The 26713-nt window shown below is 40.5% G+C and carries 14 protein-coding genes and 2 pseudogenes; all 16 read right to left on the bottom strand.

The genetic code is table 11. The features are described from left to right. A partial coding sequence (locus AB2B47_RS07925; protein ID WP_320694036.1) for a CshA/CshB family fibrillar adhesin-related protein occupies positions 1 to 4856 on the bottom strand: 4856 nt, incomplete at its 3' end. 258 nt (positions 4857 to 5114) lie between these two features. Further along, positions 5115 to 8765: a DNA-directed RNA polymerase subunit beta' gene (gene rpoC, locus AB2B47_RS07920; RefSeq protein ID WP_320694035.1), complete on the bottom strand. Its 3651-nt coding sequence runs from the start codon at positions 8763 to 8765 to the stop codon at positions 5115 to 5117. Between the two features lie 32 nt (positions 8766 to 8797). Beyond that, positions 8798 to 12400, bottom strand: coding sequence for a DNA-directed RNA polymerase subunit beta (rpoB, locus tag AB2B47_RS07915; RefSeq protein ID WP_195184051.1), 3603 nt, complete (start codon positions 12398 to 12400; stop codon positions 8798 to 8800). 362 nt (positions 12401 to 12762) lie between these two features. After that, on the bottom strand, positions 12763 to 14775 hold the full coding sequence (locus AB2B47_RS07910) for a DUF2079 domain-containing protein (RefSeq protein WP_320694034.1): 2013 nt from the start codon (positions 14773 to 14775) through the stop codon (positions 12763 to 12765). A 175-nt stretch (positions 14776 to 14950) separates the two neighbouring features. After that, positions 14951 to 15262: pseudogene (locus AB2B47_RS07905) on the bottom strand (VOC family protein); the annotation flags it as partial. A gap of 80 nt (positions 15263 to 15342) precedes the next feature. Then, positions 15343 to 16845, bottom strand: coding sequence for a zinc ABC transporter substrate-binding protein AdcA (locus tag AB2B47_RS07900; RefSeq protein WP_004254008.1), 1503 nt, complete (start codon positions 16843 to 16845; stop codon positions 15343 to 15345). Positions 16846 to 16854: 9 nt separating this feature from the next. Further along, positions 16855 to 17661 carry a metal ABC transporter permease gene (locus AB2B47_RS07895; protein WP_006147771.1) on the bottom strand — a complete coding sequence of 269 codons (807 nt, stop codon included), beginning with the start codon at positions 17659 to 17661 and terminating at the stop codon, positions 16855 to 16857. Next, positions 17654 to 18358, bottom strand: coding sequence for a metal ABC transporter ATP-binding protein (locus tag AB2B47_RS07890; RefSeq protein WP_006147770.1), 705 nt, complete (start codon positions 18356 to 18358; stop codon positions 17654 to 17656). Before AB2B47_RS07890 ends, AB2B47_RS07895 begins: the two co-directional genes overlap by 8 nt. After that, positions 18358 to 18798: a zinc-dependent transcriptional regulator AdcR gene (adcR, locus tag AB2B47_RS07885; RefSeq protein WP_320694033.1), complete on the bottom strand. Its 441-nt coding sequence runs from the start codon at positions 18796 to 18798 to the stop codon at positions 18358 to 18360. The genes AB2B47_RS07890 and adcR overlap by 1 nt, the downstream gene beginning before the upstream one ends. Before the next feature lie 247 nt (positions 18799 to 19045). After that, positions 19046 to 20314, bottom strand: a complete 1269-nt coding sequence (dltD, locus tag AB2B47_RS07880; protein ID WP_320694032.1) for a D-alanyl-lipoteichoic acid biosynthesis protein DltD — start codon at positions 20312 to 20314, stop codon at positions 19046 to 19048. Then, positions 20307 to 20546: a D-alanine--poly(phosphoribitol) ligase subunit DltC gene (gene dltC / locus AB2B47_RS07875; protein ID WP_000351968.1), complete on the bottom strand. Its 240-nt coding sequence runs from the start codon at positions 20544 to 20546 to the stop codon at positions 20307 to 20309. Before dltC ends, dltD (AB2B47_RS07880) begins: the two co-directional genes overlap by 8 nt. A 13-nt stretch (positions 20547 to 20559) precedes the next feature. Beyond that, positions 20560 to 21804: a D-alanyl-lipoteichoic acid biosynthesis protein DltB gene (gene dltB / locus AB2B47_RS07870; protein WP_320694031.1), complete on the bottom strand. Its 1245-nt coding sequence runs from the start codon at positions 21802 to 21804 to the stop codon at positions 20560 to 20562. After that, positions 21801 to 23351 carry a D-alanine--poly(phosphoribitol) ligase subunit DltA gene (gene dltA, locus AB2B47_RS07865; protein WP_320694030.1) on the bottom strand — a complete coding sequence of 517 codons (1551 nt, stop codon included), beginning with the start codon at positions 23349 to 23351 and terminating at the stop codon, positions 21801 to 21803. Before dltA ends, dltB (AB2B47_RS07870) begins: the two co-directional genes overlap by 4 nt. A 20-nt stretch (positions 23352 to 23371) precedes the next feature. Beyond that, complete coding sequence (locus AB2B47_RS07860) at positions 23372 to 23503, bottom strand: teichoic acid D-Ala incorporation-associated protein DltX (RefSeq protein ID WP_049525793.1); 132 nt, start codon at positions 23501 to 23503, stop codon at positions 23372 to 23374. Positions 23504 to 23952: 449 nt separating this feature from the next. Beyond that, complete coding sequence (gene dltD, locus AB2B47_RS07855) at positions 23953 to 25125, bottom strand: D-alanyl-lipoteichoic acid biosynthesis protein DltD (RefSeq protein ID WP_320694029.1); 1173 nt, start codon at positions 25123 to 25125, stop codon at positions 23953 to 23955. A 37-nt stretch (positions 25126 to 25162) separates the two neighbouring features. After that, positions 25163 to 26316, bottom strand: a pseudogene (gene dltB / locus AB2B47_RS07850) (D-alanyl-lipoteichoic acid biosynthesis protein DltB). Positions 26317 to 26713 lie beyond the last annotated feature (397 nt).

The raw sequence follows: 26713 nt of genomic DNA, 5'->3' as shown, positions 1-26713 counted from the left end.
GGGATAGTCTTAGTTGTTGAACCATCTTCGAATGTTGCTGGAACATCATCATCCATTGGTACACTTGGATCACCTTCTGTAAACTTAGGTTTACCTGTTTGTGTCTTACCTTGGATATCTGTTGATGTAACATCTTCAGCTGTTGGAACTACTGGAGTAATCTTAGGTGTGTAAGTTGTTTCTACAGCAGTACCGTTAGCATCTTTAGCTTGAACCTTAACTGGAACAACATCACCTGAGTATGACTTGTCAGTTGGTGTGAATGTTACAACACCTGTTTCCTTATCAACTGTGAAAGTACCGATTTCTTTACCTTCTGGTGATTTAGCAACTACTGATGTAGCTGGTTTGCCATTTTCGTCAAGAAGAGTAATGGTATCCTTGTCGATTGGTGCAACTGGGTCACCTTCTGTGAATGTTACAGTACCAGTTTGAACCACACCTTGAGGTGCAACTGATTCAGCTGGTGTTGCAGTTGGTGTTACCGGAGTTACTGTTGGTGTGTACTTAGCTGTTACTGGGGTACCGTTCTTATCTACACGTTTAACAGTCACGCCTGTTCCTGTTCCTGTGAATGATTTTTCTGGTACGAAGGTTACAGTTCCGTCTGGTGCTACTGTGTATGTTCCTTCACCTGGGATAGTCTTAGTTGTTGAACCATCTTCGAATGTTGCTGGAACATCATCATCCATTGGTACGTTTGAGTTACCTGGTGTGAATGTTGGTTTACCTGATTGTGTTTGACCTTGTTTATCAGTTGAAGTAGCATCTTCAGCAGTTGGTGTTACTGGTGTTACTGTTGGTGTGTAAGTTGAAGAAGCTTTTGTTCCGTTCATATCTTCACGAACAACTGTAACTGATGGAGCTGTACCAACAAATGATTTTTCTGGTACGAATGTTACTGTTCCGTCTGGTGCTACTGTGTAAGTACCAACACCTTCAACTGTCTTAGTTGTTGAACCATCTTCAAATGTTGCTGGAACATCTTCGTTGATTGGAACAGTTTTTTCTACTCCATCAACTGTAACAGTTCCACCCTTGAATTCAGGCTTACCTTTTTGAGTTGCGCCTTGGATGTCTGTTGTTTCAGCTGGTGTTGCAGTTGGTGTTACTGGAACAATCTCAGGTGTGTAAGTTGTATCAACCTTGATTCCGTTTGAGCTTTCAGCTTGAACCTTAACTGGTGTTACTTTACCTGTATAAGACTTATCAGTTGGTGTGAATGTTACAGTACCAGTTGCTGGGTCGATTGTGAATGTACCGATTGGTGTTGTTCCATCTTCAGCATAAGCTGTTGTAGTTGTAACTTCATTACCATCTTTATCCAAAAGTGTGTAGCTGTTATCTTTAATAGTGATAGCTTTTTCTTCACCGTTTACAGTAACAGTTGAACCTGCAAATGTTGGTGTTCCTGTTTGAGTCGCACCTTGGATATCTTTAGATGTAGCTGGTTTAGCTGTTGGAACAGCTGATTTTACAGTTGGTGTGTAGCTTGCTTCAGCAGTGATTGTTGAAGTTTCACCTTTGCCATTTGTAATAGTTGCAGTTGCTTGAACCTTAACGCCTTTAGCTGGTCCGACAAAGTCTGGTTCTGGAGTGAAAGTTACCGCTCCTGTAGTAGGATCAATAGTGTAAGTTCCTTCTCCTGGAACTGTCACAGTAGTTTCATCAGTAGGTTGACCAGTTGCTGGGTCTACCAATTTCTTACTTGTGATTTTCGCAGTCTTATCGTTGCTTAACTCAAATGTAGGAGTTTGAGTTTGTGGAACGTTTTGGATGTCCTCAGAAACTTTGTCTGTTGGTGTGATTGTAATTGGAGTTACAGTTGGAGTGTACTTAGCCGTAGCAGTCTTAATGTACTCCTCTTGAACCTTACCATCTTTGTTTCGACCAACTGGTGCTGACAATGTAACTTCAATGCCTTTAGCTGTTCCTACAAAGCTTGGTTCTGGAGTGAAGGTTACTTCACCTGTTGAAGGATTAATCGTGTATGTTCCTTCTCCAGCTACTGTTACAGATGTCTCATCAGTCGTGCGACCAGTTGCTGGGTCTACCAACTTAGCAGGATATTCTGCGCTTGGAGTGACTGCAATCTTGTCACCATTTAAGTTAGTAGCAGTTGTGTTAAAGGTTGGTGTTTCTTTTTGAGTTGCACCTTGAATATCAGTCGATGTCTTGTCAACCCCTTCGATTTCAATCGGAGTGACTGTTGGAACGTACTGACCATCCATAGTATTCAACTGACCATTAATGTTTGGTTCTTTGTCTGGGAATTTTGATGACCAACCAGTATCGTAACCATTGTTATCTACACGACGGATAGAGATACCATCTGCAGTTCCTAGGAAGTTATCTTCTGGGATAAACTCAACGTCTACGTCTTTACCATTGGCAGTGATCTTGTATTTCCCTTGACCTGGTACAACATAGTAACCATCTGCATCAAGCGTTGCGCGGTTGCCATCTTTATCAACGATGTATGGTTCTACTGTCTCGTCGATAACTGCCTTAGAGTTGCGTTGATACTTGTGCTCTCCACGTGCTGTAAAGGTTACTGTTGCTGTTTGTTTAGTAGCTTGAGGACCAGAAGTTTCCTTGAATTCCCCTTTAGGTGGGTGGGTGATTTGAGTCTTGAAGTCTTCTACTTCCCCTGAGAAGGCCATGCCAGTTGGGCTTTCGATCTCGTTCGCTTTCTTAGCGATACGAACACGAGCACCAAGTTCGTTGACGCTAGGATCGATGTAAGTCTTGCTGTTTGCAAAGGTCAACTCGACTGTCCCATCTTGGGTCACTTTTGCAAGATTAGAGCGTTCATCTTCGTCGAATTTACCATTTTGGTTAAAGTCTACCCAACCATAGATATAAGCTTCTGAAGCTCCGTCCAAATGGGCTTGAACTGACATCTTGTAGTTCCCTGGGCGTGTACGGTCCATCTTGATCATCTCATTGGTTGTACCTTTGAGTTCTTCAGGAAGCAATTGATCAATTCCTTCATCGGCTGTAGTTGACTTATCATCACCGAACCAGTCAAGAGTCGTGTTTTCATCCATATCTGGGCTCACATTACCAAGATACGGTTGATTTACTTTAGCTCCAGTCACACCGTCAACAGTTGCAATAGTATGGACTGCTTTACCATATGACTCAGGAGCATCCCCTTCATCAAGTGGGAAGAATCCTAGCATAGCAGACTGTTTACCACCTGAAGCGATATAAAGTCCCACTTCAGATGCTCCACGCGTCATTACGAGTGGAACTGTGTAATTTCCTTCAGAAATGTTTGGTCCAAAGACGCCTGTCCCTAATCCACCGGTCACTTGGTCAGGATTTCCAAAGTACTTCCAAGCTACTGGTTTCTTATCAGGTCCAACTTCAGTAGAGCCACGAAGTTGTCTAAGGTTTTGATTATTGTATTTAGGTGAAGGTCCCAAAAGGTTGTCTGTATCTTGTGGTTGATAAGGAACAGAAGTGGCTGGTCTATTAAATTTCTTCCATTCCCCAATGTGCTGCCAACCTTGTCCGTTGGTAGTGAACATAACAAATTCACCAGGGTTAGCAGACTCGCCATCAGCCATGACAACAGCCGGCTTCACTGTCTTGCCACGGAAGGTTGCAGAGATTTCAAACTGAACCCCAATATTCCCACCATTATATGCAGAACTCATGGTCGTCTGCTTGTTTTTGGTATCAACGTTTTCTAGTTTGATTTCACTCCAACGAGTTTGGGCATCAGCGATAACGTCGGCTTCTTTGCCATCAGCAAAATATTGCCTAGCAATTGGTGAAGTAACACCACTTACATAACCATTTTTAGCATTTGGATCATAGGTTGCTTTTTCTGCTTCTGTAGCCCCTTGATTTTCCATACGATTTTTATAGATTTCAGTCGCTTGGAATGGTTTCAAAGATTTAACTTTTACCGTTACTACATAACCAGGCATGATTTCCTTGGTATAAGTAGCCCCAACTTGAAGTGCTAAGCTCTCTGTTAGCTCATTTGGTTTCAGTTCATCTTTAGCGACTTTGATTATTTTCGCTCCTGTCCAGTTAGCTACGTCTCCAAAGTCCAACCAAGTAATCTGGCTAGTCATAGATTTGGCATCAATATCTGTTGTAAAGCCAGGTTTTTCAACTTTTGGAGTTGAAGTTGCATCTACAACGTCTGCACCAATTCCAGTAGCTGTTGCAGTATCTGCACGGAAGGCTGTGTTTTTGTCAATCTCTTTACCATTACGAGGGTCGTTTTTCCCTGTATTTGCGATTGCGTTAGTACCTTCAGCTGGCTTTGTGTTTTCTGCAGGTTTACCTGTAGTGGTTTCTGTCTTTTCAGTAGCTGCTACTTTTTCTTCGGCTACAGCTTTTTCTTTGTTTTTAAGTTTAGAATTAACAATAGTTACAAGTGATTGGTAAGCTGCGTCAAGTTCAGCTTGGCTTGTAGCAGAAGTAAGTGCATTTTTAGCATTAGCAAGACCTACCTTAAGAACTTCAACACTCTCGTCTGTCTTGTTGCTGTATTTACCATTTGCCACGTTTGCTTCAATTTCAGCAACGTAAGCTGCCAATTTTTCGCTATTTAGCTCAGGTTTTACTTCAGTAGAAACTGCAGGGGCTGCTTCTGCTTTATAAGTTACTTCTTTAGCAGGTGCTGCTTCAGTAGTTACAGGAGCTTCTGCTTTGTCTACTTCTGTTGTAGCTGCAACTCCTTCAGCTTGTTTTTCTTCAGTTACTTCATCAGCTCCGACACCTGTAGCAGTTCCGAGCATTACCAACGTTCCGAGTAAGACCGAGCAAACTCCTACATGAAGCTTACGGATCGAGAATCGACTAATTCGGTCGTTAAACAGATCATTTTTCATGTTTTACCTCCAATACCCTTTTGGGAATGTATATATTGTTATAGTTTATGCATTGTTTTTTCCAAAATCCTAAACATGCAACGCTCCTATTTTAGCACTATTGTACTTAAAAACCAAGCATTATGCTCATTGTTTTGAAAGTTGAAATCAATATACATTTATTCCATTTTTTTACTATTATTTCAAGAAAATATACATTACACTTTCATGTCCAACACACACCAAAAGAGGGAAGTTCCCCTCTTTTAGATGAGTAGATTATTCACTTGTTTCAACAGTCTCTACTAGGACATCCACTTGCTCTTCCTCTTGTGAATCAGCAAGAGATGATTCTTCATTGATCGCTAGTGGTTCAATGTTACGGTAGCGAGCCATACCAGTACCCGCTGGGATGATCTTACCGATGATAACATTTTCCTTGAGACCAAGGAGATGGTCTTTCTTACCACGGATAGCTGCGTCTGTAAGGACACGAGTTGTTTCCTGGAAGGAAGCTGCTGACAAGAAACTATTTGTTTCAAGTGAGGCTTTGGTAATTCCCATAAGGACTGGGCGACCAGTCGCTGGCACACCACCTGCGATAAGAACATCTTTGTTGGCATCTGTAAAGTCGTTGATATCCATGAGAGTACCCATGAGAAGGTCTGTATCCCCTGGATCCATGACACGAACTTTGCGGATCATTTGACGAACCATTACCTCGATGTGTTTGTCACCGATTTCTACCCCTTGGCTACGGTAAACTTTTTGTACTTCACCGAGGAGGTAAGTTTCAACTGACAAGACATCACGTACAGCAAGGAGACGTTTTGGTTGGATAGAACCTTCTGTCAGAGCTGCACCGCGAGAGATTTGATCTCCAACTTGGACACGCATACGGGCTGTAAATGGTACCACGTATTCACCTTCGCCAGTTTCACCTTTAACGAAGACTTTCTTGGTACGAGTTGAAGCATCTTCTTCGATGGCTGTAACTTCCCCTTTGACTTCTGTGATGACCGCTTCCCCTTTAGGATTGCGGGCTTCAAAGATTTCTTGGACACGAGGAAGACCCTGAGTGATATCGGTATTTGAGGCAACTCCACCCGTGTGGAAGGTACGCATTGTAAGCTGTGTACCAGGTTCCCCGATAGATTGGGCAGCGATTGTACCAACTGCTTCACCAACCTCAACCGCATCACCAGTCGCCAAGTTGATACCGTAACAGTGACGGCAGACACCATGACGAGTGTTACATGTAAATACAGAGCGGATGGTTACTTCTTCAACACCAGCATTGACAATTTCACGTGCCTTGTCTTCTGTAATCAATTCATTTGGACCGATGATAACTGCACCAGTTTCTGGGTGTTTAACAGTTTTCTTAGTGTAACGACCATTGAGACGTTCTTCGAGAGACTCAATCATCTCTTTACCTTCAGTAATAGAACGGATCAAGAGACCACGGTCAGTTCCACAGTCATCCTCACGAATGATAACGTCTTGGGCAACGTCAACCAAACGACGAGTCAGGTAACCTGAGTCGGCTGTCTTAAGGGCCGTATCGGTCATACCTTTACGGGCACCGTGAGTTGAGAAGAACATTTCGAGTACTGACAAACCTTCGCGGAAGTTTGAAAGGATAGGCAATTCCATGATACGTCCGTTCGGAGCAGCCATCAGACCACGCATACCGGCAAGCTGTGAGAAGTTTGAGATGTTACCACGGGCTCCAGAGTCCATCATCATAACGATAGGGTTCTTAGGATCTTGGTTAGCAACCAAACGTTTCTCCAATTTTTCACGGGCAGCACGCCATTCAGCTGTAACAGCATTGTAGCGTTCGTCATCTGTGATCATACCACGACGGAATTGTTTTGTGATTTGTTCTACACGTTTGTGTGATTCTTCGATGATTTCAGCCTTGTCTTCAACGACTGGAATATCAGCAATACCCACTGTCAAACCTGCAAGAGTTGAATGGTGGTAACCGAGGTTCTTCATACGGTCAAGTAGGGCAGATGTTTCTGTCGTACGGAAACGTTTGAAGATTTCAGCGATGATATTTCCAAGGTTTTTCTTCTTGAATGGTGGGTTGAGTTCAAGTCCTTCAATAGCTTCCTTGATATTTCCACCTAATGGCAAGAAGTACTTAGCCGGAACACCTTCTGTCAAGTTAGCATTTGTTGGCTCTTGCAAGTAAGGTAGTCCTTCTGGCATGATATCGTTGAAGAGGATTTTACCTACAGTTGTAAGCAAGATTTTGTGTTTTTGCTCTTCTGTCCATGGTTTGTTAAGGCTATCTGTTGCGATACCAACACGTGAGTGGAGGTGAACATAACCATTACGGTAAGCCATGACAGCTTCGTCACGGTCCTTGAAGACCATACCTTCGCCTTCACGACCAGCTTCTTCCATAGTCAAGTAGTAGTTACCCAAAACCATGTCCTGAGATGGAGTAACAACTGGTTTACCATCTTTAGGATTCAAGATATGCTCAGCAGCAAGCATCAAGATACGAGCTTCTGCTTGGGCTTCTTCTGAAAGAGGTACGTGGATGGCCATTTGGTCACCGTCAAAGTCGGCATTGTAGGCTTCGCAGACAAGCGGGTGCAAGCGAAGGGCTTTACCGTCAATTAAGACAGGTTCAAAGGCTTGGATACCTAAACGGTGAAGGGTAGGTGCGCGGTTCAAAAGTACTGGGTGTTCTTTGATAACTTCTTCGAGGATATCCCAGATACGTTCATCTCCACGTTCTACCAAGCGTTTAGCCGCTTTAACGTTTTGAACGATATCGCGCGCAACGATTTCACGCATAACGAATGGTTTAAAGAGCTCGATTGCCATTTCACGTGGCACACCACATTGGTACATCTTAAGAGTTGGACCAACGGCGATAACGGAACGTCCTGAGAAGTCAACACGTTTACCGAGCAAGTTTTGACGGAAGCGTCCTTGTTTCCCTTTGAGCATATGGCTCAATGATTTAAGCGGACGGCTACCTGGCCCTGTGATCGGACGACCACGACGGCCATTGTCAATCAAAGCGTCAACCGCTTCTTGAAGCATACGCTTCTCATTTTGAACGATGATACCTGGCGCGTTCAACTCAAGCAAACGAGCCAAACGATTGTTACGGTTGATAACACGACGGTAAAGGTCGTTCAAGTCAGATGAGGCAAAACGGCCACCATCCAACTGCAACATTGGACGAAGATCTGGTGGAATAACTGGAAGGATGTTAAGAACCATCCATTCAGGCTTGTTCCCAGACTTGTGAAAAGCATCCAAAACATCCAAACGGCGGATAGCTTTGACACGTTTTTGTCCAGTAGCTGTTTTTAACTCTTCTTTGAGTTCAGCAATTTCTTTTTCAAGATCTACTTGTTTCAAGAGGTCTTGGATCGCTTCGGCACCCATTTTGGCAACGAATGAACCATGACCAAACTCACGCAAGCGTTCACGGTATTCACGCTCTGTCATGATAGACTTGTGCTCAAGTGGAGTATCCTTAGGATCAATTACCACATAAGCTGCGAAGTAGATAACTTCCTCGAGGGCACGAGGACTCATGTCAAGGGTCAAGCCCATACGGCTTGGAATCCCCTTGAAATACCAGATATGAGATACAGGAGCTTTTAACTCGATGTGTCCCATACGTTCACGACGAACTTTTGTACGCGTTACTTCAACACCACAACGGTCACAAACAATCCCTCTGTAACGAATGCGTTTGTATTTACCACAAGCACATTCCCAGTCTTTTGTAGGACCAAAGATCACTTCGTCAAATAGTCCTTCACGTTCTGGTTTCAACGTACGGTAATTGATTGTTTCAGGTTTTTTGACTTCTCCATAAGACCATGAACGGACTTTGCTTGGAGAAGCTAGTGTGATTTGCATACTTTTAAAACGATTTACATCAACCACTATTTCTTCCCTTTCTATTATAAGTGAACTGCTTATTCTTGTTCAGCAGCTTCTTCTGTTGTTTCCGCTTTTGCATTTTCTTCTGCTTCAAAGGCTGCTTTAGCCTCCTGAGCTGCTCTTTCGCGGGCTTTTTCAAGGTCATCTACGTGGATGACATCTTCGTCCATTCCTTCATCAAGGTCACGAAGTTCCACTTCTTGATCGTCTTCGTCAAGAACACGCATGTCAAGACCAAGAGATTGCAATTCTTTCACAAGAACTCGGAATGATTCTGGAACACCTGGTTTTGGAATTGGTTTTCCTTTTGTAATAGCTTCATAAGCTTTCAAACGTCCGTTGATATCGTCAGACTTGTAAGTCAAGATTTCTTGAAGGACATTTGACGCACCATAGGCTTCAAGCGCCCAAACCTCCATCTCACCGAAACGTTGTCCACCAAACTGAGCTTTACCTCCGAGTGGTTGTTGTGTAACGGTTGAGTAAGGTCCGACTGAACGAGCGTGCAATTTATCATCAACCATGTGGTGGAGTTTGATCATGTACATGACACCAACTGACACACGGTTATCAAATGGTTCACCAGTACGTCCGTCGTATAGGATAGTCTTAGCATCGCTATCCATACCTGCTTCTTTGACAGTATCCCAAAGATCTTCAGAACTTGCTCCGTCAAAGACTGGCGTTGCGATGTGGATGCCAAGAGTACGAGCCGCCATACCAAGGTGAAGCTCCATAACCTGACCGATATTCATACGTGATGGCACCCCAAGAGGGTTCAACATGATATCGACTGGAGTTCCGTCTGGAAGGTAAGGCATGTCTTCTACAGGAACGATACGAGAGACAACCCCTTTGTTTCCGTGACGTCCGGCCATCTTATCTCCGACCTTAATCTTACGTTTTTGTGCGATGTATACGCGAACTAGCATGTTAACACCAGATTGCAATTCATCACCGTTTGCACGTGTAAAGATTTTAACATCACGAACGACACCATCGGCACCGTGTGGTACACGAAGGGAAGTATCACGCACTTCACGAGATTTGTCACCGAAGATAGCGTGCAAGAGACGCTCTTCAGCAGAAAGGTCTTTTTCACCCTTAGGTGTGACTTTACCTACAAGGATATCCCCTTCTTTAACCTCAGCACCGATACGGATGATACCCATTTCGTCGAGGTCTTTAAGGGCATCTTCACCAACGTTTGGAATTTCACGAGTGATTTCTTCAGGCCCAAGCTTTGTATCGCGAGTTTCTGATTCGTATTCTTCGAGGTGAACAGATGTGTAAACATCGTCTTTCACCAAGCGTTCGCTCATGATAACGGCATCCTCGAAGTTGTAACCTTCCCATGTCATGTAGGCAACGATTGGGTTTTGTCCAAGCGCCATTTCACCTTTTTCCATAGAAGGTCCATCAGCGATAAAGTCACCTTTTTCGATGACATCGCCAACTCGAACAAGGGTACGTTGGTTATAAGCAGTACCTGAGTTTGAACGACGGAATTTTTGGATGTGGTAAACATCAAGGGAACCATCTTCACGACGAACTTCTACTTTGTCCGCATCCGCATAGGTAACCTTACCACCATGTTGTGCAATAACTGCTGCTCCTGAGTCATGGGCTGCTTGGTATTCCATACCAGTACCAACGAAAGGCGCTTTAGGATCAATCAAAGGAACAGCCTGACGTTGCATGTTGGCACCCATGAGGGCACGGTTGGAGTCATCGTTTTCCAAGAAAGGAATACATGCTGTCGCAACGGCAACTACCTGCTTAGGAGAAACGTCCATATAGTCAACGCTTGATGCTGGATATTCTTGGTTAACCCCTTGGTGACGTCCCATGACAACTTTTTCAGCAAAAGTTCCATCTGCGTTCAATTTAGAGTTGGCCTGAGCTACTGTGTATTCATCTTCTTCATCGGCAGTCAACCAAACAATTTCGTTGGTAACTTTACCAGTTGCACGGTCAACTTTACGGTATGGTGTTTGAATGAAACCATACTTGTTGAGGTGCCCGTATGAAGACAAGTTGTTGATCAAACCGATGTTTGGTCCTTCAGGTGTTTCGATTGGACACATACGACCATAGTGAGTGTAGTGCACGTCACGCACTTCATATCCAGCGCGGTCACGTGTCAAACCACCAGGCCCTAAGGCAGACAAACGACGTTTGTGAGACAACTCAGAAAGTGGGTTGTGTTGGTCCATGAACTGTGACAATTGTGAAGAACCAAAGAATTCTTTGATCGCTGCAGTCACTGGACGGATGTTAATGATTTGTTGAGGTGTCAATACTTCGTTATCTTGAACAGACATACGTTCACGAACATTACGTTCCATACGTGAAAGTCCAAGACGTACTTGGTTGGCAAGCAATTCACCAACAGCACGAATACGACGGTTTCCGAGGTGGTCGATATCATCGATACGACCGATACCTTCAGCCAAGTTAAGGAAGTAGCTCATTTCAGCAAGGATATCTGCCGGAGTGATAGTGCGAACTTTATCATCTGGATTTGCATTTCCGATGATTGTTACAACACGGTCTGGATCAGTTGGTGCCACAACCTTGAATTTTTGAAGAACAACTGGTTCTGTCAAAACAGCTGAGTCATTTGGAGTGTAGACAATCTTGTTCAAATCGCCATCCAAATGACTTTCGATGCTCTCGATGACATCGCGAGTCATAACAGTACCCTTTTCAACTAAGATTTCACCAGTTTCTGGGTCTACCAATGGTTCAGCAATTGTTTGGTTGAGCAAACGAGTTTTAATATTTAATTTCTTGTTAATCTTGTAGCGTCCAACAGCTGCCAAGTCATAACGACGTGGGTCGAAGAAACGAGCCACAAGCAAGGTACGTGAACTCTCAGCAGTTTTTGGTTCACCTGGACGAAGACGCTCATAAATTTCTTTCAAAGCTTCGTCTGTACGAGAGTCCATTGGGTTTTTATGGATATCTTTTTCAACAGTGTTGCGAACCAACTCGCTGTCACCAAAGATATCAAAGATTTCGTCATCGCCTGAGAAACCAAGTGCACGAACCAAAGTCGTAAATGGAATTTTACGAGTACGGTCGATACGAGTGTAGGCGATGTCTTTTGAGTCACTTTCCAGTTCCAACCAAGCTCCACGGTTAGGGATAACAGTTGAACCGTAGCCCACTTTACCGTTTTTGTCTACTTTATCATTAAAGTAAACACCTGGAGAGCGCACCAACTGTGATACGATAATACGTTCACCACCATTGATGATGAAAGTACCCATCTCAGTCATGATTGGGAAATCACCAAAGAAGACTTCTTGAGTTTTGATTTCGCCAGTTTCCTTGTTAATCAAGCGGAAAGTTACAAAGATTGGTGCTGAATAACTTGCATCATGGATGCGAGCTTCTTCAAGCGTATATTTAGGTTCTTTGATTTCGTAGCCAACAAATTCCAACTCCATTGTTTCTGTGAAGTTTGAAATTGGCAATACATCTTCAAACACTTCCTTCAGACCATGGTCTAGGAAATCTTTAAATGAATCAGTTTGAATTTCAATCAAATTTGGTAAGTCAAGAACTTCTTTGATTCTTGAAAAACTACGACGGGTACGATGTTTCCCGTATTGAACGTCATGTCCTGCCAAGATGATTCTCCTTTTTAAATAAAGTTCCAAGCTTAGTCGCCTAAGCTAATAAATATCGTTTAATGGTTCTAAAACCCCTATCAACTTATCCCCCTTGACTAATTTTTCAGAATCTTTAAATCTCTGTTACAGATGCAAAAAATACCGAAAAAAAGCACAAAAAGAGCAGTTAAATCTGACTTTTTTCAGGAGATTTAACTGCTGTGAGCCTTGTCCGGACAATATTTCAGACAAAACCTACGACAAATGATTACTCATATTATACCCGATTTTCTCTAATTTTTCAAGTCCTTTGAAGGATTTTTCTTGCTTTAGTATAGTTGTGGCTTGTTTTCAGAAAAGGTGATTTTCATACATCAACCTTACTGTGGTTTTTCTAGGATAAAAATTTCATCCGAAGAATAACTGCTTTCCTTGTAGCCAAGCTGTTCATATTGTTTGACCAGCTCGACATAGAGTTCACTCGTATCCTTACTCTTTCTTGGAATCACCACAAAATCAATAGATGAGTCCACTTTCTGACCGTTGTGATAGAAAATGTCATATAATTTTTGATGTTTTCTAAGAATTGGTGTGTATGGATGTTCGGCGACAACTGAAGATTCAGACGGCAGACTTTCTAAAGTATACTTGATATTATCAAAATTTTGTTTATTCTGATGATAATAGCCAATATTAAAATTCCATTTATGCGTCAACTGGTGTAAGAGTATTCCAGATACAACGATACCTATCGTAACTGTAAGAACAATTAATTTTTCTTGTAAAATCTTGTGGATTTGAAGTTCTTCTAAAGAGAGTAGAGTCATTAGAAAAAGCAGTGCTGCACTACCATAACTATATTGAAAACCAATATCATACTGATAAGGCCAGTTTGGCAACAAATTAATGACAACAAGTGGTAGAGCCAATAAATAATTTTCCCAACTACGTTGTACAAGAGGTAGGAAACAAAGTGGAGCAAGCATTAAGAACAAATAGCCCAATCTTTTCGCGGTGAAAATTGTACTGATCACATATTCTGGATGGGTCAAGAGATTTTTCAAGACCATGAGCAATCCACTCTCACCATTCTGTAGGTAGGTATCGAAACGAGAGACCATACCTCCTTCACCATAAGCACTCAAGAGATACATCGCAAACATGAAATAAACAATCGGTAAAACGATATCTGCTAACAGTATCCGTACTTTTGTTGTTTTCGATAAGGTAAAACGTTTTTGTAAAAGGAAGTAGGCGCCAATACTAATAACATAGATAAAGGCATCTTCCTTTACTAACAAAAGCAGCAAAGTCGAACCTATAATACCCAGTTTTTGCTCGGAAACAATGAAATAGAATAACCAGAATATCAACGCAGTTAGGAAACAATTTTCATGGAGATGAGTCCCTCCTGAAGTTGTAATAACTGGGAATAAAACAAACCATGCTACCGTCAATATATTTGTTAGTTTAGAAAGTTTGAATTTAGGAAGCAGTAGTTTTAGAGGAATAATTGCAGAAAAAGCAATTAAAACCTGTAAAATGTCTAACGTCTCTACATATGGGAATAATTTATAAAAGGGAAGCATTAGATAAAAGATTGGAGAAATGTGTACCGCAAAATGGGAAAGCACTCTGTCTCTCTCCAATGTTGTAATCGGAGTCCAATCTGTATTCATACGCTCAAACATTTGAGAAAAAATACCAATGTCAAAGGTAGTTACTTCAATTGTCTTGACTTTATAGTAGACAACGACACAGAGATACAAAACATAAATAATACTAAGAGACAAGACTGCCCACCATACTATTTTTTTATGCTTTTCTAAAAACTCCTTTACTGGTAACTGTACAAAAAGTAAAATCAGTACAGCAGAAAAAATCACTGCTAAAACGACTGGCCAAATTAATGTATAAAATCTTGTAGTCGTTAAATCAACGGCGTGAAAACCAAGCGCCGTATCATTAAAATTTGAATCAACTAGGGTTAACAACCGGGGGAGTGTCCCTACTACCGTAAACAAATATAAAAAAGATAAGGTTTCACCTTTGAACTTAAAAAACACAAAGAGAACCACAGCCAAAAGTAGTAAACCTAGCGCCAGGAAAAATGAAATACTTTTATAGACAGCAAAAAATAAAGCTAGGCATGAAATAAGAATATTAATCCTACGAATATTGAGGGATGACTTTATTTCCACTACACCAATGAATACAGCTGCTATAAGAAAGACCAAGATTTTGTCAAAAACAGGTCCCGAATTTAGACTTAGAAAAAGATCTTGCGGAGCATAGTGCAATAAATTCAATAAAATAACTATTAAATATGCACCGAGACCATACGATAAAAATTGCTTTCGTTTTTCAAAAATATTTCCTAATACTTTTTCCACAGTTATAATCCTCCTAATAATAAGATAATTGTATCATAATCCTTCTATTCCTTCTATCCTTTTTTGAATCTTTTGCAACACTATCAATGGAATAGCTTCTTTTTTCATTCTCGAAAAAACTGAACAGAAAAAGAGTGGTTCAAACTAGTAATAATCTAGGCCGAACCACTCTATTCTAATTTCCTACTCTAACTCGCGTAACGATACCGTCTTTATCAGTCATGCTGAACTCTGCCGAAGAAATCCACTGAGTTACCGCTTCGCTACTTTGAGATTGAGTAAATACTTTTAATAATTCCTCTTTGTCCTCAACTTCAACCACATAGTAGGCTAGCCCCACCATTCCATTCTTACGTCGAACTAAGTTTTTGCCACCCCATTCATTTACAGCTAGATGATGGTGATAAGTTCCTGATGCGATCCAACTGGCATGTGGAATCGTGAATTTATTCTCCAGACCTAGAGACTCTTGATAGAATGTACTCGCTTATCAGCCAATGTCAATCCAGATGCTCAACGCTGATAACACAAGAAAAACCCTCCCCGTGTAGGAAGGATTGTTTGGATTTAATGAGCCAACATTTCTTGAGCAATCTCTTGACCTGATAAGCCATCTGGATAGTAGGTTGGCCAGTTGTCCATCTCTTCAAAGAGGGCTTCTTGGCTAGTGCCTCCAAAGAAGATATGGAAATGCTCTGCCTTGACCGGAGCGATATTGTGGTCGCTAAACTGAACATACTTGAATTGTCCAGCGTCTGCATCAGTCGCTTCAAAGAGGAAGCGTACTCCACGATTTCCTTTCTTATAAGTCAAAATTTTCTTGCCGACATACTTATAAGTATATTGCTTACTTTGGCCTCCTTGGATAAATTCCATAGTATTATCTGCAATATTAATCTTGTTTACATCTGTTTGGTAACCTTTTTGATAGTAGGCTTTGTATTCATCCTTGGTCATCTTACCAGTCAATTTAGCCTTGTAGTCAAATACTTGATCAAGAGTCCCATCCTCAAGGAAAGGATAGACTGACTGCCAGTTGCCAGCATAATCACTCAGGGTACGGTCCTTAACATCTGCATCCTCAAAGTAGCCATTTTGAACGGTTTTAGTTTCCTCTGCCTTTTCTGGTTCAATCTCTGCTCCTGCCTGATCAGTTGTTTGCTTGAGTGCCTTGAGGTTTTTCTCCATGATAGAGATATAGGTTTCTCCAACCTTCATGTCCTCTTCGGTCAAGCTTTCAAGAGGATTCAGAACATCTAACTTCACTCCTGTTTCTTTTGAGAGGGTATTCGCTAGGGCTTGAGAAGCATTTTCTTCAAAGTAGATATAAGAGATTTTGTTTTTCTTGATGTACTCGGTCAATTCTGCCAAGCGGCTTGCTGAGGGTTCCGCATCTGGCGAAAGCCCAGAGATAGAGACTTGAGTGAGTCCGTAGTCCAAGGCAAGATAACGAAAGGCAGCGTGCTGAGTCACAAAACTCTTTTGTTTTGCACTAGAAAGTCCTTCAGTATAGGCCTTGTCCAGAGCTTGCAATTTCTCGATATAGGCAGCTGCATTTTGCTCAAAGGTTGCTTTTTTATCAGGATAGTCAGCTGATAAACTGTCACGGATGTGCTCTACAAGCTTAATGGCACGCGCAGGAGACAACCATACATGAGGGTCATACTCGTGATGATGACCTTCTTCACCATGGTCATGGTCTTCCTCTTCTTCACTTCCTGGAAGAAGCAACATATCTCCAGTAGCTTTAATGGTTTTTACTTTTTTTGCATCTAGAGATTCTAAAAGTTTAGGAACCCAAGTTTCCATATTTTCATTCTCATAAACAAAGGCATCAGCATCTTGGATTTTAGCGACTGCCTTAGGTGATGGTTCATATTCATGTGGCTCTGTTCCAGCCCCGATTAAAAGTTCGACATTGGCTGTATCCCCTGCTACTTGCTTGGTAAATTCGTAGACAGGGTAGAAAGTTGTCACGATATTTAATTTCCCGTCTGCTTGTTTTTGATTAGAGCAAGCGACTAAGAATAAGGTCACAAGACTTGCCAAAAGTAGGCTTAGTTTTTTCATTTTCTTCTCCTATTTGATAAAACGTTTGAGTAAGCTGACTACTAAAAAGACAACTACAAAGATAATGGTGATACTTGCACTTGGTGGTGTCTCTGCATAATAGGAAATATAAAGCCCCGCAACCATGCCTAGAAAACCAATGACGCTAGCAAGTATCATCACAGAACTAAAGTTTTTACCTAGACGCAAAGCAATACTTGCTGGTAAGACCATGATAGTCGATACCAAAAGCGCTCCCGCTGCTGGGATCATGAGTGCAATAGCCACACCCGTTACCATGTTAAAGAGAATAGACATGGTACGCACTGGAAGACCATCGACAAAAGCTGTATCCTCATCAAAAGTTAGAATATACATAGGTCTTAAAAAGAGGAAGGTCAGGATTAAAACAACCGCTGCAATAACAAAGAGACCAATGACCTGCTCTTGACTAATAGTCACAATAGAACCAAAAAGGTATTGGTCCAGACTCATAGAGCTAGAGCTCTTACCCTTACTCATAACAATAAGTGAAACTGCAAGGCCTGTAGACATGAGAATGGCTGTCCCAATCTCCATAAAGCTTTTATAAACCGTACGTAGGTATTCAAGGAAGACCGCTGCAATCAAGACAATCACAATGGTTGAAATGGTCGGAGAAATTCCTAAAACCAAGCCAAAGGCAACCCCTGAAAGCGAGACGTGACTCAAAGTATCACTCATAAGACTTTGACGACGCAAGATTAGGAAGGTCCCAAGAACTGGTGAAAAGAGACTCATGGCAATAACAGCCAAAAAGGCTCGCTGCATAAAATCATAAGACAATAGATTAAGCATGCTCCACCTCCTGGTCACTTTCATGGACATTGAAGCAACGCCATGGGGAATCTTGGTCTCGGACCAGGTGAATATTACGATCTGCGTAGTCCTTAACTTCTTCAGGATCGTGAGTAATCATCAAAACAGCCTTGCCATGATGGTGGGCACTGTGGTGCATGAGTTCATAAAACTCATCCTTGGTTCCCGCATCCATCCCTGTCGTCGGCTCATCCAAGATAAAGATATCAGGATCTGAAGCAAACATACGTGCGATAACAGCCCTTTGCTTTTGCCCGCCAGAAAGGGAGCCAATGCGTTTATCCCGATGTTCCCACATACCAACAGAGTTTAAACTAGCCTTGATATGTTCCTCATCGTGAGCATTTAGACGACGGAACCAACCTTTTCTTGGATAACGACCTGATTTGACAAATTCATAAACGGTACTTGGAAAGCCTGCATTAAAACTGGCAATCTGTTGAGGAAGGTAGGCGATTCTTAGTTTTGTCCCACGAGTATTGGTCTTTGAAATGGTAACTTTGCCAAATCTTGGTTGCAAAATACCAAGACTGGCCTTGATAAGAGTCGTCTTGGCAGCTCCATTTTCTCCAGTGAGGGTGACAAATTCCCCACTATCAACACTGTAATTGATATGCTCAAGCACAGGTTCCTTGTCATAATAGAAGGACAAATCCTCTACTGTGATGTATCTCATTACTTGATTTCTCCTACTAAAGCAGTTAAAAACCGCTGGATAATTTGTTGCTCCTCAGCCGAGAATTGACTGGCAACTTGTTCATAAGTCGAGAGGGTGTGCTCATGATGATGGTGATGCTCTTCAGCAATCGGTCGAGCTAAATCTGTCAATTGATAGAAAATCACTCGAGCATCCTTTGGATCCTTAGAAGCTTCCAGCATCCCCTCTTTAATCAAGGACTTAATGGCCTTGGTGACGGCTGCTTGACTGACATTGAGACGGCGAGCCAACTCCGAATTCGTTAATGATTCCTCTGATAAGAGCATAAGAATATGCTCCTGGGTATTCGTCAAGGCCACTTCACTCGTGCAATGACCAATCAAAATTTCATGCTGATTTTCAGCTTTCAGGATTACTTCATTTAAAAAATGATCAATTTCTGTTGCTAATTGTCTCATGATTTGCCCCTTTCTTCAAACAATTTTTCTATTATTACAGTACTTTCAGTCTGTTTGTTTACTAGTTAAGTATATCACATCCAAGTATAGAGTCAAGAAAAAAGATGAAAACAATTTTTTATGTTTTCATTTTCTTGATCTCTTTTTACTTACCCTTATTCAAATGAAGAGGCCGCTACAACACTGTCCATTACCAAAAATCTTTCATTACAAAGAGCCCAAAACAAGGTTCGGGCTCTTTTGCTATTTATTGAAAATCTTTAATATTCCCATCGTAATTTGCCCAATCTTGGCTAAAGAAGCGGTCATTCATTTGATAACTAGGTGCTGTTGTTGGATTGCTCAAAAAAGGATTTACAACCTTATCAAACGCCAGCCAGCCTAACCAACCGATATGAATCGTATCCTTGACAAAATAAGATTCATCACCGTTTTTTGAAAAATCAGCAATATTGGTAAAACCTTGACTCTCCAACTGGTAACGAATTTTTTCGACAGAGTGTTGATACATTTCCTCACTTAATCCTGTATAATTCATCCATTTTTTATTGACAGGTTGAAAGACAAAGATCACATTGACCTTAGATTTGGCAAATTGATCAAGCACCAGCTGTAAATCATTGTATTCCCTTGACTGGAGGAAGTTGTAATTTTTTTGATACCCTTCCCACTTTTTCAAATCCTTCTTTAGTTGAGTATTGTAAAAGTGGTTCTCCATTCCCAAATCATTATTGGTCGTGTTTTCTTCTGCATCCTTACGTGCAATATTTTCCAATTCTTCATACGAAAACTGATCTGGGAGACTACTCAAATATTTTTCAATATGATCTTTATACTTTAATCGGCCTCGGATGGAGAATTGACCAAAAAGGGCTGCTTGTCTTTCATTGAATTCTGCAGAAGCTGTAATTATTGAATGATCAAAGTCTGACAACTGTTCATTCTTAGCCAGTTTTTCAACAATCCCCTTCATAGGTACGCTTGGATTCTGCTTCAAGAGTCTATTAGCCGCATACTGAGTGGCCACATCCCCAGATTGATTTTCCAAGAAGGCAGTTAACTGATCATTGTTAAAATAAGTTTGAAAAGTAACTGGATCTTGATCTTCCTTTGTAAACCACTGTGGAGAGATCACAAACACCGCTTGTTTATTTTCAAGTTCAGATGTGATTTGTTGCATCCCAAAGTACTGGCTAAGAGAAGCTGCTCCTGCCTGCCCCATAAAATACGGACGGTAGGAGCGATTATACTTTTCAGCCAACACTCCTGGATGCATACTATCAAAACGAATCCATTCACTCGACCCAAAGAAAGGGACAAAACGCATATTAGGGTCTGTTAGAGCTCTCACTTTTTGGCTTCTCTCCTTGAAGCTTTCTGCACTTATAGAGGCTGCAGAGTATTTTTCCTCCATAAGATTATGGTTCTTGCTACTTGGATAGAAACAGATAAGAAGAAAAACCAATAATCCCGCTACAAAGATAGGCCCAAAGATTAACCACAGGCGTTTAAGCATTCTTTAACTCCGTAATTCCTGCCACGATTTTATTGGCTGTATTCCAGTCATCACGGCCAAATTCTGTAACCGGGACACGAATATCAAAGCGATTTTCGATTTCCACGATCAATTCAACCGTTCCCATGCTATCCAAGACACCTGCATCGAAAAGATCTTCATCCATCATGTCAGAAACATCTTCCATAAATAATTCATCGATTATTTCAATAACTTCTGATTTGATATCCATTTTTTAATTCCTTTTATTTTTTAAACCATAAATCATTCAAAAATCCAGAAAAGATTAAGAATGAAACCATTACGACATGGAAGGTTATCACAATGCCAAGCAACTGAGCCCAACGATTCTCAAGCAAGGGAGGTCGCCCTGCTTTTTTTCGTTCTTTATTGAGCGTTTTTTTCTTTCGAACCCAGGCATCATTCATCACTAAGCCTATCCCATGAAAGAGTCCGTAAGCGATATAAAACCATGTTATCCCATGCCAGAAGCCCATGAGGAGCATGTTTAGGATATAGGCAATACTTGAAGTCACATTTCGATTCTTAAAAAGCTTCTTTCTCGTCATCACCATGACCATGCGCATAAAGACAAAATCACGGAACCAGAAGGATAAACTCATGTGCCAACGATTCCAAAAATCCTTCAAATCCCTTGACAAGAAAGGTTTGTTGAAGTTAATCGGACTACGAATCCCCATCAGATTTGAAATAGCTATAGCAAACATAGAGTAACCTGCAAAATCAAAGAAGAGTTCCAAACCAAATGTGTACATGATGGCCACTACATAATAGTTAAAGACACCACCTGTTTGTAAAGCTAAATTCTTTAGCGGTGGTAATAAAATCTCGCCTAAAATATGAGCTAGGATAAATTTATACAGAAATCCCCACATGATATACCGAACGGACTCGGCTAGCATATCTAGCAACTCATCGCGCTCTGGTATCGTCTTATAATTTTCATTAAAACGTTTGAAACGATCAATAGGACCACTTGAAAATGTCGGCATAAAGAGAAGAAAACGCAAATACTCCCACATTTTCAAATCCTTAATGACTCCATCTCTAAGTTCGATGATGATTCCCACTGAACGAAAGGTCAAATAAGAGATTCCTACGAATCCCAGCAGAGACTGTGTACCGTTAATAGCTGGTTGCACCTTGACAAAGATGATGGGAAGGAGGGACAGAAAACTAACGAGGTAGAATACCCAGTTGCCATCCTTGCTTTTTCGATAGTGCTTGTAGAAAAGCAGGAGCAATATTTCCCAGCACAGATAAATACCCAAGGCAGCCAATTGATTGGTCTTGCCTCCCGTCAACATAGTGACTATAAAGAACAGACTAACCAATATTTCATACCAGCCAAAACGTTTTTTGAAAAAAAGACCGATAAAGATTGGTAAAATTGCAGCAATCACATAAAAAAAGTACTGCGGATTCCCATACGGCTCAATATGAGGCAGCTGTTTCAGGAAATCCATCATCTATTATTCACCTCGTTAATCAATCCTTTGATGTCAATCTTGCCATTTGGAGTCAGTGGCAATTCCTCTCTGTAAAGAAACTTAGATGGCATCATGTAAGACATCATAATATCTTCCAAGTCTTCCTTGATCGCTTTGGTAACATCAATCTCGCGCTCAAATTGTTCCTTGACCCCATCTTTTAAGATAACATAGGCCAAGAGATTTTGAACCTTGTGATCTTTATTATAGCGCGGTACCGCAACAGCCGAGTCAATGTACTGAGATTTGTTCAAGTTTTGAGAAACATCTTCTAGCTCAATACGGTAGCCGTTAAACTTAATTTGGAAATCCATCCGTCCACCATAGAGAAGGAGGCCTTCATCTGTCATGGTTCCGACATCTCCCGTATGATAGGCTGGCAGACCTTCAAATTCGAAGAAGGCTTCTGCTGTTTTCTCTGGATTATTCATATAACCCTTTGAAACAGCTGGTCCAGACACGATGATTTCCCCTTGCTCTCCATTTGGCAATTTGTTGCCTGCCTCATCAATGATGAAGGTTGGAGAATCTTCTTTGGTATAACCAATTGGCAAGCGTTTAAGTGTCGCTAACATCTCATCTGTGATAGCAACCGCCGACAAAGCAACTGTTGCTTCTGTTGGTCCATAGGCATTGATGATGCGCGCATTCGGGAAACGTTCACGCAGTTTTTGAGCCGTTTTAACAGTTAACTCTTCCCCATCAAAGTAGAAATGGGTAATGCCTGGCATCTTTTCAGCATTGAAATCTTCAGACAGCATGGCCATATCTGCAAAAGATGGTGTCGAAGTCCAGATAGCAATCGGAAGAGAAAAGATAGTTGCAAAGAGTTGTTTGAAGTCTTGAGTAATGGCTGATGGGAGGGCAAAAAGCGTGCCTCCAAGAGCCAAAGTTGGCGCCCAATACATGACAGACAAGTCAAAGGAATAGGGCGGTTGCGCCAACATTTGCGGACGCTCTGGCGTCGCAAATTCTTTATCTGTGTTCATCCAGTTGGTGAAGCTGAGCAGGTTATCATGTGAAATCTGCACCCCTTTTGGTTTCCCAGTTGTTCCTGAAGTAAAGATGATGTAGTAGTTATCATCCCCTTTGACCGGATGTTGCAAATCATAGGCATGCTGAGCCGCATAAGCTTCACGCACTTGCTCCAAGGACATGATTGGAGCAGCTGGGTTTTCAATTGGAAACTCTTTGATGGCGATGATTAAGCTTGGCTCTGCTACTTCAACAATGGCAGACACGCGCTCCAAGGCAGAATGGCTGTCAATTGGGATATAGGCATGGCCAGATTTGGTCAAGGCCACAAAGGTTGCTAACATTTCATATTCTTGGCCACCAAAGACCACAACAGGTGACTTTTCAGGAAGTTCCATCTGGTCAATATGGGCTGCTAAGCTATCTGAATCAGCCTTCAATTGGCCATAGGTATGCTCTTCTCCAAGGATATTGTATACCGGAAAATTAGGCTGCTTTTGAGCATAATGCTCAATGGTTTCAATCATATCTACTATTGGTTTATTTGACACAATAGGGGTTCTCCTTAAAGTTAAAATTCATTGTAGATAAAGCCACCCTGACCTTGACCAAGATAACTAAAGAAATAAAGCAAACCCAGTAAAACAATAAAATACAAGGCTGTCCGACCAAGAAAGAGGTAGAGTTCTTTTCTCTGTTTCATCAAGAAAAACCTTTCATTCCTGTAATTTTCAACTAAAATAAAATCAATTTCTTACTAACTTATTTTCTGCTATTATACCACTTTATAAACTATTTTTTCAATTGTTTTCCGTCCATTTCCACTACATTTCAACATCATTAAATTGTTCCATATGATACCTTCTAATGATAGCTTTAATGCTTTCCAGTATAGATTATATTGGGAGCTACAACAAAGTAGGCTCTATACTACCTATAGAGGACTCCCCACTATAAATATTATAGAGCCTTATCTTATGTCTCACTTTATCGATAGAATCCCCTTTATCTAGAGATTTTTATAATATGTAATCTTAAAATTCACTATAGATGAAATCTTGAATGTTCGAAAAATCAGTTACAAAACAGTAGATTACGATGCTTAAAATAACTGTGTAGAAAAACAAGGTCCACAATAGTAAACGATGTGTGTCAGTTAGTTTCATTTGCAAATTTGTAAAGTTCTTTTTCAACTTCCATCCATCCTTTCACCCCAACGTGCATCACGTCAAATAAAAAGTAATCTTCATACTCTTTATTTCCATAGTTTAACACCGTAGCACCGTGGCTTTTGGCAATACTTTCTATTTTTTTGTAAGTTTCTTCACGCATTTCTCGTGAAACACCTGTGTAATCATTCCATTTACCATTTACAGGAAAGATAATGACTTCAACTTCAATTCCCAATTCCTTAGCAACTGTCAAGAAGAGTTCCATATCTGAATACTCTGGTGACTCTATGTAGCTCAAGTCTTTGTTAGAATCTTTCAACGAAGCATAGCGGTCTCTCAAGTAGGTATTGTAGTAGTTATTATCCACAGCATAATCATTGTTATCTGTTTTCTTTTTAACTTCTTCTACAAACTTCTTCGTCATCTCCTCCCAATCATAATCCGGCGTTTTATCTCCTAGTGCAGGATAGTCTGATTTGGCATGATTTTCATAGAATTTTCGTTTAAGCTTAAAGGAATAAATTGCATTGTCAAGCTCCAATAGTTTTTTATCAATGATTGTTCCTTTTCCTTCTATGAAATAGCTTTTATACTTTTTATAGATATCATTTTGTTGTTTGTTTCCTTTGGTAATTTCAATAATGCGATTAATCAGTTTTTCTTTGGTTTCCTTACTGATTTTCTCGTTATCTAGCATGTGGAAAATATGTTCCTGAGAAGCCTTGTTCAAAAAGGCATCTTGATGAGTCCCATCCTTTTCGAACCATTGAACAGACTCTACGATGGCTACTTTTCGCTTACTCATAGCACCCTCAATCGAACTCAAGGTCGTAGCTTGAATGATATTTTGAGAATAACTGGTTCCTATCTGCATGATATTAAAATCATTGTAGTTAAAGATTTTATTGGGATGATAATCTTCATTTATCGTCGCAACTAACTCTGAGGAACCCATTAGAACTAGTGTATTGGGAGTGATATTATTTGTTAGAATATCTCTACTTTTATACTTTTCATAAGAAGTGCTGTAGCGAATACTATTGTCCTTGACTTTATAATAGTCGTCAATCTTCTTGACATATGTCACATTTAAAAGAGCAAGAGTCGCAATTACTAGCACAAGCGATAGTAAAAATGCTTTTAACTTTATCATCTTGTTTTGTCCAATCTCCTTGTTTTAGCAGATCTCTTTATCTACTTAGAATTGCCATAATTATCTTATAAGGTTCACCTGAAAAGATAAAGAAGCCAATCATAACTAAATTCATGGTCATAAACCAACTTATTAGCTTGTACCAAGTTTTATTTTTATATTTCTTATAAAAAGTGCTTTTCTTTTGATAAATTTCAAATCCAGACATCAAGATTCCATGGTAAAAACCATAAGCGATGTAGCTGACACTAATTCCATGCCAAAATCCCATAACCAACATATTGACCATATAGGCATAGGCTGCATTGTGTAATCTATTCTTAAACCATTTCTTTCTGATAACCTGCATCAAAACTCTTGAAAATACGAAATCTCTCAACCATGTTGACAAGGTGATGTGCCATCTAGTCCAGAAATCCTTGATATCAATACTCAAGAAAGGTTTATTGAAATTCATCGGTGTCTGAATACCCAAAACGTTACTGCTTCCAACAGCCATCAAACTATACCCCGCAAAGTCAAAGAACAGATAGAGAGTATACAGGTACATATATTTGATTGAGTAGACAACTGTACCAGTATTGCTTAGAGAAAGTAGTATCTGGTAAACATAGTTGATAAAACAACCTTGTAGAGAAGGCCTAAAACGATGCGGTAAATACCATCACCTGCTAACTCTAGGTAGTCTTTTCTAGGCATGACTTCATTGATCTCTTTTAGAAATCTTCTGCTACGATCGATTGGACCAGAACTAACTGTAGGGAAAAAGAGTAGAAACTGCAGATAATCTTTTACACTGATTTTTTCTTTGATTAAACCATCCGATATTTCTAGCATGATCTGAATGGTCTTAAAGGACATGTAGGAAATCCCAATAAAAGCCAATAAATGTAGCTGGGTTATTGCAAAGACTTTATTGACCACTAAAGGTAAAATGGATAACATAACTAGAGGTTTTAACCGTTTTGAATCCATTCTTTGTGCTATGAAAACTAGGACATATTGGTAGATGATGAAAGCCAATAGATAAACAACCATGGATTTACTCTTACCATAGATGGCTCCTGCAAATAAAATTGACAGACTTAAAATATAATAATCCTTACGCTTGCCAAAATAGTTTAAAACAAAGCCAATCAGTAAAACCACAAATAATAGAAGGAAAAACTCATTCCCCTCAAAATAATTCATACCAGATGGACTCCTTTTCTCTTTTTCTCATCTCCTGATTTGTCATTTTAGGATTAGTCCCTATCATATTATCAAGGATAATTAACTTTATTCATTATATCATAATTTAAAAACTATATACCTCTATCATCCAATTTCCTAAATAAAAAATCCAAATGACTCCCACCACTGAATTCCAATAACGAGACAAAATTATTTACACAACAAATATAATTCAAGACCTAAAAGATTGATGAATGAACTAGTGAAGTACTCTGTTTTTTAGCTGAAATAATAATTAACACCAGTATATAAACTTAAAAAAATCAAAACGACCAAAATGAAGTGAGGCAGCGCTCCTTATTTTGGTCATTTTTGGTAAGTTATGTTTATTGAGATATAAATATTTGGGTTTTAT

Source organism: Streptococcus wuxiensis (genome assembly GCF_040888245.1).
In the GTDB taxonomy this organism is placed as follows: domain Bacteria; phylum Bacillota; class Bacilli; order Lactobacillales; family Streptococcaceae; genus Streptococcus; species Streptococcus wuxiensis.
The sequence above is the reverse complement of the archived record's forward strand: the minus strand, read 5'-3'. Positions and strand labels throughout refer to the sequence as shown.

Bases quoted from the DNA above. Each gene is read 5' to 3' on its own strand.
- AB2B47_RS07895 (WP_006147771.1), bottom strand. From the start codon at position 17,661: ATGCTTAATCTATTGTCTTATGATTTTATGCAGCGAGCCTTTTTGGCT.
- AB2B47_RS07860 (WP_049525793.1), bottom strand. From the start codon at position 23,503: ATGAAACAGAGAAAAGAACTCTACCTCTTTCTTGGTCGGACAGCCTTG.
- AB2B47_RS07890 (WP_006147770.1), bottom strand. From the start codon at position 18,358: ATGAGATACATCACAGTAGAGGATTTGTCCTTCTATTATGACAAGGAA.
- dltB (WP_320694031.1), bottom strand. From the start codon at position 21,804: ATGATGGATTTCCTGAAACAGCTGCCTCATATTGAGCCGTATGGGAAT.
- dltC (WP_000351968.1), bottom strand. From the start codon at position 20,546: ATGGATATCAAATCAGAAGTTATTGAAATAATCGATGAATTATTTATG.
- adcR (WP_320694033.1), bottom strand. From the start codon at position 18,798: ATGAGACAATTAGCAACAGAAATTGATCATTTTTTAAATGAAGTAATC.
- AB2B47_RS07900 (WP_004254008.1), bottom strand. From the start codon at position 16,845: ATGAAAAAACTAAGCCTACTTTTGGCAAGTCTTGTGACCTTATTCTTA.
- dltD (WP_320694029.1), bottom strand. From the start codon at position 25,125: ATGATAAAGTTAAAAGCATTTTTACTATCGCTTGTGCTAGTAATTGCG.
- dltD (WP_320694032.1), bottom strand. From the start codon at position 20,314: ATGCTTAAACGCCTGTGGTTAATCTTTGGGCCTATCTTTGTAGCGGGA.